The sequence below is a fragment of the Comamonas sp. B-9 genome, from assembly GCF_000410635.1.
Lineage (GTDB): Bacteria > Pseudomonadota > Gammaproteobacteria > Burkholderiales > Burkholderiaceae_C > Comamonas.
Map to the genome: position 1 here is coordinate 1 of NZ_APCR01000470.1, position 2,329 is coordinate 2,329.

At 60.4% G+C, this 2,329-nt stretch carries 3 protein-coding genes and 1 riboswitch; of the genes, 1 reads left to right on the forward strand and 2 read right to left on the reverse strand.

Annotated elements, in window-relative coordinates:
- Window positions 1-392: RNA-binding protein (locus H928_RS0104465; RefSeq protein ID WP_027010544.1), on the reverse strand; the 392-nt coding region annotated here is incomplete at its 3' end.
- A 255-nt stretch (window positions 393-647) separates the two neighbouring features.
- The gene (locus H928_RS0104470) at window positions 648-1,043 is read right to left on the reverse strand and encodes an RNA-binding protein (protein WP_021025438.1); all 396 of its coding nucleotides are present in this window, start codon (window positions 1,041-1,043) and stop codon (window positions 648-650) included.
- Window positions 1,044-1,274: 231 nt separating this feature from the next.
- A riboswitch (yybP-ykoY riboswitch) is annotated at window positions 1,275-1,388 on the forward strand.
- Window positions 1,389-1,484: 96 nt separating this feature from the next.
- On the opposite strand from H928_RS0104470, the gene H928_RS0104475 reads away from it, so the two are divergent.
- The gene (locus H928_RS0104475) at window positions 1,485-2,057 is read left to right on the forward strand and encodes a TMEM165/GDT1 family protein (protein ID WP_021025439.1); all 573 of its coding nucleotides are present in this window, start codon (window positions 1,485-1,487) and stop codon (window positions 2,055-2,057) included.
- Window positions 2,058-2,329: the final 272 nt, after the last annotated feature.

The following is a 2,329-nucleotide window of genomic DNA, read 5'->3' on the forward strand; positions in this document are numbered from 1 at the left end:
CCGCCGCCGCCGTAGCCACCGCCACCACCGCCGCCGTAGCCACCACCGCCGCCGCCAAAGCCGCCACGGTTACCGCCGCCGCCGCCAAAGCCACCACCGCGTGGGCCGCCAAAACCACCACCGCCGCTGCGGGGAGGACGGGGCTCCATGGGGCGTGCTTCGTTCACGACCAGATTGCGGCCGCCCAGGGGCTGACCGTTCAGACCGTTGACCGCAGCTTGGGCTTCTTCATCGCTGCCCATTTCTACAAAACCGAAACCCTTGGAGCGACCCGTGTCGCGTTCCATCATCACCTTGGCGCTGGTTACGCTGCCAAACTGACCAAAGGCCTGTTCCAGATCGTTGTCGCGAACCTGGTATGGCAAATTACCGACGTAAAGCTTGTTGCCCATTTGAGGGACTCCTGATAACTCTTAAATAATGCGATCGCGCCCTGTAGAACACCGGTCATCTATCGCAGTAGCCCAATGGAGGAATGCTCCATCCTTTATTTTCTGGCATAAAAACCGAGAATGGCATAGTTGTGCCCCTCAGTTGTGGCGCAGAAGCTGCAACCAGATGCAAAAAAGGCCTCAAAGAGGCCTTTTTTCCGGGAAAACCCGTCATCTCACTGTCAAAACCTCTAAGAGGTTTTGGATGCGATGTGCTTAGTAGCTGCCGCCACCGTAGCCACCACGGCCACCGCCGCCGAAGCCACCGCGGTCACCGCCGCCGCCGAAGCCGCCGCGATCACCACCGCCGAAACCACGGCCACCACCACCGCCGCCGAAGCCGCCGCTGCGTGGAGGACGTGCTTCCATTGGACGTGCTTCGTTCACGACCAGGTTACGACCGCCAAAGCCTTGGCCGTTCACGCCTTCGATAGCAGCTTGTGCTTCAGCGTCCGAACCCATTTCCACAAAGCCGAAGCCCTTGGAACGGCCGGTGTCACGTTCCATCATGACCTTGGCGCTGGAGACGGTACCGAATTGGCTGAAAGTGCTTTCCAGATCGCTGTCACGGAAAGAGTAAGGCAGGTTGCCCACGTAAAGTTTGTTGCCCATTTGAGGACTCCGAAAAAAGTAAAAAAAGCGATGGAGCCTGATGCAATCAACAAACCTGTGACAACTTCCAAGACGGATCACCGCGCGCTCTAGTGTACCCGGGGGCACATTGAGCTTCACCATTATGGGTGAATCGCCTTACGCTGTGTTGACAGTTCCCGCAACCAGCCCTTGGTATTTTCCCTGGCGGGCGTAGGTGTTGCGGCGCAACATCGCTTTTGGGCGTATGATGCGCCAGTCTTTGGGGAGTAGCCTGCTGGGCGCGCGATGCGCCGCAGAGTGTGCGTCAACAAACTTGGGCCTTCGCGGCCTATGGCGTACACGGCATCTTGTGATGAGGATGCTGGGCGAGACCATTGACCACGTTGCGATCCAATGCCGGAGTCGCGATGCGGTCAATGCTGTCTTGCTATATCCGGCTGCAATAACGATCCCCACTCCATGGAAGCCTTTCTCCTCTCGACCGCTGTCGTTGCCCTTGCCGAAATGGGCGACAAGACACAGTTGCTGTCCCTTGTCCTCGCTGCCAAATACCGCAAACCCTGGCCCATTGTGCTGGGCATCTTTGTCTCGACGCTGGTCAACCATGCGCTGGCCGGCGCCGTTGGCGCCTGGATCACCACGATGCTGGGCCCCGATGTGCTGCGCTGGATTCTGGGCGTGTCCTTTATCCTGATGGCCGGCTGGATGCTGATCCCCGACAAGATCGACGAGGACGAAGCGGGCAAGAGCAGCGGCCGCTGGGGCGTGTTCGGCACCACGGTGCTGCTGTTCTTCCTGGCCGAGATGGGCGACAAGACCCAGCTGGCCACCGTGGGCCTGGCCGCCAAGTACCCCGCTTCTTATTACTGGGTGGTTGCTGGCACCACGATCGGCATGATGCTGGCCAATGCGCCGGTGGTCTGGTTTGGCGACAAGATCACCAAGAAGCTGCCGATCCGCTGGATCCACCGCGTCTGCGCGGTGATCTTCCTGGTGCTGGGGGTGGCCGCGCTGTTCACGACGATGGACTGATAGCGCTGGCGGCGCTTGCAACACTGCAACGCCCTAACTAAATAAATAAAAGGGCTGGGGATCTTGCGATCTCGAGCCCTTTTTTGATGGGGCTACGCCCCAAGCTTCAGCCTCAGTCCAAGGTCATCAAGCTGGCATTGCCGCCGGCCGCTGCGGTGTTGATGCTGATGGCATGCTCGGCCAGCAGGCGGAACAGCGGCACGCTGCCATCGGCGGCCTGGGCGGTGATCGGCACGATGGCGCCGGCGCGGCCGGCCAGGCGGCTGGCCGTG

Excerpts from the sequence above, each read along its gene's own strand:
- H928_RS0104470 (WP_021025438.1), bottom strand. The coding sequence starts at position 1,043 with ATGGGCAACAAACTTTACGTGGGCAACCTGCCTTACTCTTTCCGTGAC.
- H928_RS0104475 (WP_021025439.1), top strand. The coding sequence starts at position 1,485 with ATGGAAGCCTTTCTCCTCTCGACCGCTGTCGTTGCCCTTGCCGAAATG.